This window comes from Candidatus Pelagibacter sp. (genome assembly GCF_052049995.1).
In the GTDB taxonomy this organism is placed as follows: Bacteria; Pseudomonadota; Alphaproteobacteria; order Pelagibacterales; family Pelagibacteraceae; genus Pelagibacter.
On the sequence record NZ_JBNGYX010000015.1, the window covers coordinates 1 to 6177 of the forward strand.

General features: G+C 25.2%; 4 protein-coding genes. 2 read left to right on the forward strand and 2 right to left on the reverse strand.

Annotated features, from left to right (window positions below; all coding sequences use genetic code 11):
• Positions 1–2007, forward strand: a 2007-nt coding sequence (gene ligA / locus ACTT9Y_RS06995; protein ID WP_440933641.1) for an NAD-dependent DNA ligase LigA, incomplete at its 5' end; no start/stop codon positions are given.
• Here ligA and ACTT9Y_RS07000 read toward each other — a convergent pair.
• Together ACTT9Y_RS07000 and ACTT9Y_RS07005 are read right to left on the reverse strand one after the other, a co-directional pair.
• Positions 1990–3684, reverse strand: coding sequence for a M24 family metallopeptidase (locus tag ACTT9Y_RS07000; RefSeq protein ID WP_440933642.1), 1695 nt, complete (start codon positions 3682–3684; stop codon positions 1990–1992). The two genes, ligA and ACTT9Y_RS07000, sit on opposite strands and share 18 nt — an antisense overlap.
• Positions 3681–5717, reverse strand: coding sequence for an ATP-dependent helicase (locus tag ACTT9Y_RS07005; RefSeq protein WP_440933643.1), 2037 nt, complete (start codon positions 5715–5717; stop codon positions 3681–3683). The genes ACTT9Y_RS07000 and ACTT9Y_RS07005 overlap by 4 nt, the downstream gene beginning before the upstream one ends.
• Positions 5718–5752: 35 nt before the next feature.
• On the opposite strand from ACTT9Y_RS07005, the gene ACTT9Y_RS07010 reads away from it, so the two are divergent.
• On the forward strand, positions 5753–6177 hold a 425-nt coding region (locus ACTT9Y_RS07010), incomplete at its 3' end, for an AsmA family protein (RefSeq protein WP_440933644.1).

The following is a 6177-nucleotide window of genomic DNA, read 5'->3' on the forward strand; positions in this document are numbered from 1 at the left end:
GAATATAATTCAAAAATAAAATTATTAATAAAATATGATAAATTCTATTACGAAAATAGTAATCCTAAAGTTTCAGATAAAGAATATGATGACTTAAAAAAAGAAATATTACAAATAGAAAAAGTTTATCCTGATTTAAAATCTGACTACTCTCCCTCAAAAAAAGTAGGATATATACCATCAAAAAATTTTAAAAAGTTTGCTCACAGGATACCTATGCTTTCTTTAGCAAATGCATTTACAGAGGAAGATTTAAACAATTTTGAAAAAAAAATTTTAAATTTTTTATCACTTAAAGAAGATCATAAAGTATCATATACAGCTGAACCTAAAATTGATGGTATCTCAGCCTCATTAACATATAAAAATGGAAAATTTTTAAAAGGGTTGTCTAGAGGAGATGGAAATGAAGGTGAAGATATTACTTTAAATTTAAATACTATTAATGATATTCCTAAAAAAATTATTTCAAAAGATTTTCCTGAAGATATTGATATAAGAGGGGAGGTCTTTATTAAAAATAGAGATTTTGAGAATTTAAAAGACAAATTTGCAAATCCAAGAAATGCTGCATCAGGATCATTAAGACAAAAAAATCCTGAAGACACCAAAAAAATACCTCTTAACTTTATAGCTTACACTTATGGTTTTGAAAAAGGTTTAAATATTAAAAGTCAATCAGATTTCCTTGAAAAACTTAATGAGTGGGGTTTTAAAACAAATTCTTTAAATAAGTTATTATCTGGAGTTAAAAATTTAATTTTAAATTACAATGAGATAGAAAAACAAAGAGCAAATCTTGATTTCGATATTGATGGAATTGTTTATAAAATAAATGATTTTAATCTTCAGAAAAGATTAGGAAATGTTGCAAATGCACCTAGATGGGCTATTGCACATAAATTTTCTTCTAGTAAGGGAATTTCAGAAATTTTAGATATAGACATACAGGTTGGTAGAACTGGAGCTTTAACACCGGTAGCAAAAATAAAACCAATTAATATTGGTGGTGTTATAGTTTCAAACGCAACATTACATAATGAAGATGAAATTAATCGAAAAGATATTAGAATAGGTGATACTGCGGTTATAGAGAGAGCTGGCGATGTAATACCCCATATACTCTCAGTAGATAAACAAAAAAGATTAAAAAATTCAAAAAAATTTATTTTTCCAAAAAATTGTCCATCTTGTGGATCAGGAACAATTAAAGAATTTAACAAAATAACAAAAAAAGTTGATGCTGTAAGGAGATGTTCTAGTGAAGGTTATTATTGTGATAAAATATCAATTGAAAAATTAAAACATTTTGTTTCAAAAGAAGCATTTAATATCGATGGCCTGGGGAAAAAAATAGTTGAAAATTTTTGGAAATTAAAATTAATTAAATATCCCCAAGATATTTTTAACTTAGATTTTTCAAAAATTGAAATTTTAGAGGGCTGGGGCAAACTTTCTGTTCAAAATTTAAAGTATTCAATTGATCAAAAAAAAAATATTTCTTTAGAAAGATTTATATATGCTCTAGGTATAAGACATATAGGTTTAGAAAATGCAAAATTGTTATCTAAACATTTTGTATCATTTTCAAAATTTAAAAATTTATCTAAACAAATTGATTATGAAGATATGTTAAATATTGATGGAATTGGTGAAACACAAGTTCGTTCAATTAAGAATTTTTTTTCAAATAAGGCTAATAAAAAAGTTATAAATGAATTGGAAAATGTTTTGTTAATTAAAGATGCTGTTCAAAATTCAGATGATGGTTTGTTTAATAATAAAACTTTTTTAGTTACTGGTAAATTAAATGGAATTAGCAGAGCAGAAGTTAAATCTCTGATTGAGGAAAATTCTGGAAAAACAATTAGCAGTGTATCAAAAAAACTAAATTTCTTAATTGTTGGTGAAAAACCAACTAAAAAAAAAGTAGATTATGCCAAACAGTTAAAAATAAAAGTAATTGACCAAGCTGAATTTTTGAAAATGCTAAATAAAAGTGGCTAGCCAGCTTTTTTCATTTGGATTTAAATATTTTGATATACTTGAATAAACTTCCAAGTGATATTTAAACAGGTAGTTTTTCTCATCAATTGTTAATAAATTAAAATTAATTAAATCTTTCTCTATAGGTGCCATTGTTAAATTTTGAAATGACAATTTTTTTTTTATTTTTTTAACATAAACTAAATTTTCAATCCTAATTCCATATTCATTGGTTTTATAATACCCAGGTTCATTACTTAAGATCATACCTTCTCTTAATTTTACTGTATTTATTTTTGTAATAGATTGAGGTCCTTCATGAACATTAAGAAAAAAACCAACACCGTGTCCTGTACCATGCGCATAATCTAGATTACTTTTATTTAAAAATTTTCTCGCTCTTTTGTCAATTTTTTTACCTGTGGTATTTTTATTTATATCAGTCGTAGCAACAGCAATATGACCTTTTAATACTTTTGTGAAAATATTTTTGATACTATTTTTTTGTTTGGAAAAACATATGGTTCTTGTGACATCGGTTGTACCATAATTATATTGCCCACCTGAGTCACAAAGCAAAATATCATTTCGATTAATAGTTCTGCATTTTTCTTTTTTTGCACGGTAATGCACAATAGCACCATTTTCACCTGAGCCTGCTATGGTATCAAAACTAGGATAGAGAAAGTTTTTATTTAATTTTCTAAAATTTTCTAATTTCTTAGCTGCATCCACTTCTGTAATTTTTTTTTTATTAATTTTTTTTATCCAAAATAAAAATTTAGTTAATGCTACTCCATCTAAGATATGAGCATTAATCATATTCTTAATCTCTGTTTTATTTTTGATTGCTTTTAAAAGATAAATTGGATCATCTCTTTTTATGATCTTAAATTTAGATTTAATTAAATTTTCATAAAATATTGAACAAGATTTATCATCTATAATAAAGTTTTTTCCCTTAAGATGTCGTATTTTACTTGGTAAAGTATTTACATTTAAAAATTCTTCTTTCTTAATAATTTTATTTTTTAATAATTGCTTACACTTTTTAAGATTACTTATAAGCTGTATTTTTTTTGATTTACTTACTATCAATCTTGAATTGGGAATTGGGCTGTTAGGGCCATCTCCACCTCTTATATTTAAAGTCCACGCAACATTTTCTGGTGCACTAATAAAAATAAAATCGGCGTTATTTTTTTTTAAGTATTTAGTTATTTTGTTTAATTTAGAATTAACACTTTCACCAACAATTTTTTTATCTAAAGAAAAAAATGGTATAGAATTATGTTCTTTCTGTTTTTTAATTTCATCAATAAGATTTTTTTCAACATATTTGATTTTATTGTGTTTTGAAAAATAATTTTTAATTTGAGTATTAGTAAATAACTTTGGATCTATGCCAAGTGTAAGATTTTTAAACAAACTACAATTTATTAATTTTTCAAATCCATAAATTTTAAAATTTTTTCCACTCTCGATTTTACTTTGAATTGTATATCTTCCATCAGTGAACAAATAATTTTTATTTTTAAGAATTATCGCCAAACCAGCAGATCCACTAAAGTTAGAGATAACCTCTAATCGATTTAATTTTGAATATTCTGTAAAATAATCGTCATTTTTTGGAACTACATAGCCATCAATTTCATATTTATCAAATTTAGTTCTTAATTCTTTTATGTAATTTTTCATTTAATTCTTTTTTGATATCTGATCCAACCTGGACTTCTGGTAGTTTCCTCAATTTCAAAATCTTGATTAAACTCAAAATCATCATCATTATTTGTTTCTTCATCGTAAAAAGAATTTTTCTCTAAGTTTTTTTCTGGTAATTCCTCTATAAATCTTGAAGCCATACTGTCTATCCAGTCTCCTTGATAAAATCTATTCATTGAAAAAGATATTATAGCATTTTTCTTTGCTCTAGTAATTCCCACATAAGCTAAACGTCTTTCTTCCTCTAAGCCATTTTGACCTTTTTCTTCAATAGATTTTTGATGAGGAAATAACCCTTCCTCCCAGCCTGGAAGAAATACTACTTCAAATTCTAATCCTTTTGCAGCGTGCATTGTCATCATATTAATTTTTTCACCATCCCATTCTTGATCTACTGATGTTGCTAAAGAGACGTGTTCTAAAAAACTTTCTAAATTATCAAATTCTTTCATAGCACTTAATAACTCTTTAATATTTTCTAATCTATTTTCATTATCTACATCCTTTTTATTTTTCAACATTGCTGAATAACCAGACTCATCCAATACAATTTGTAACAACTTGATATGATTTAATTTATTTAGTATTAAGTCATTTCTCCACTTGGATAAGGAATTAATAAATAAATTTAATCCAATTTTAGCTTTTGGTTTGACTAGATTTTTTTCAAGCATTTTAATTGAAGCTCTTTCTAAATTTAAATTATTTAATTTAGCAAATTCGTGTATATTTTTTAAAGTACTATCTCCTATTGATCTTTTTGGATTATTTACAATTCTTTCAAAAGCAAGGTCATCTTTTTCTTGATAAATTAATCTCAGATAAGCTACACAGTCTTTTATTTCAGCTCTTTCATAAAATTTTGTTCCACCTAAAATTCTATAAGGCATACCAATTTTAAGAAATCGTTCCTCAAACTCACGTGTTTGAAAAATAGCTCTAACAAGAATTGCAATATTGTTGTATGAAAATTTTTTCTTAATATTTTTTTCTATTTCATCTGAAATTCCAATTGCTTCGTCTTTACCATTTTTAAAACAGTTTAGTTTAACCAAATCACCTTCATCCATAGTAGTAATTAATGTTTTTCCAACTCTATTTTGGTTATTGGAGATTAGATTTGAAGCTACAGATAAAATATTCTGAGAAGATCTATAATTTTGCTCTAGTCTTATTACTTTTGTATTTTGATAAACTTGATCAAATTCTAAAAAATTTTTTATTTCCGCACCCCTCCAGCTATAAATCGATTGATCATCATCCCCTACACAGCAAATATTTTTATTTTTTTCTGAAAGCAGTTTAAGCCATTTACTTTGAATAAAATTTGTGTCTTGATATTCATCAACAAGAATATATTTAAAATTTTTTGAGTATATTTCTCTAATATCTTTGTTAGATTCTATAATTTTTACAGCATGCAAAATAAGATCTCCAAAGTCACAGGAGTTAAGGTCTATTAATTTTTGTTGATAAATTTTGTAAAGTGGAAGAATTGTTTTTTCATAGAGATCTTTTTTATTTATTACTACTTCATTAGGATAAAACCCTTTATTTTTCCAACGATCAATTATTGCTAATATAAATCTTGGTGATAATTGTTTGATATCAATATTTTCAGCTTTACAAATATTTTTTATGAGCCTTATCTGATCATCTGTATCAACAATAGTAAAATTAGAATTAAGGTTTGCTGCTGAAGCATGTTTACGCAACAATTTCGCACATATAGAATGGAATGTGCCTAGCCAAGAAAGTCCAACTGCAGTAGAGCCAAGTATTTTGCTTACTCTATTTTGCATTTCTTTAGCAGCTTTATTGGTAAAAGTGACTGCTAATATCTGATTTGGGAATGCCTTTTTTTCTTTAATAATATTGGCAATCCTTGAAGTTAAAACTTTTGTTTTTCCAGATCCGGCGCCAGCAACAATCAAAAGAGGTCCATCAAGATGCAGAACAGCTTCTTTTTGTGCATCATTTAAATTTTTTAAATAATCTTTGTTTATCATTTAAAATAATACTTTATAAGGTTTCTTTAATTGTCATGAGCAAAACAAATTCTTTTGTAAAATATTTAAAAAACATCACTAATTTTATTAATAATCTTTTAGAAAAAAATTTAAACAAGTTAAATTTTAAAAATATTAGTTTTTTATTTAAAAATAATAAAATAATTTTAACTTTTGTCGCACTTTTTGTTGTTTTTATATCATATTTATTGCTGCCTACTTTTTATACACAAAATGATATTTCCAAAAAGTTAAAAAATGAGTTTCAAAGAAAATTCGATTTAAATTTCAATTTTTCTCAAAATATTAAATATAATTTTTTTCCAAGACCACACTTCATAGCTTTAAATACCAAAATCCTTGATGATCAAAATGAAATTTCAAAAATAAGTAAATTAAAAATTTATATTTCATTAAATAATTTACACTCATTAAAAAAAATTAAAGTAAGAGATTTAAT

Bases quoted from the DNA above. Each gene is read 5' to 3' on its own strand.
- ACTT9Y_RS07000 (WP_440933642.1), bottom strand. From the start codon at position 3,684: ATGAAAAATTACATAAAAGAATTAAGAACTAAATTTGATAAATATGAA.
- ACTT9Y_RS07005 (WP_440933643.1), bottom strand. From the start codon at position 5,717: ATGATAAACAAAGATTATTTAAAAAATTTAAATGATGCACAAAAAGAA.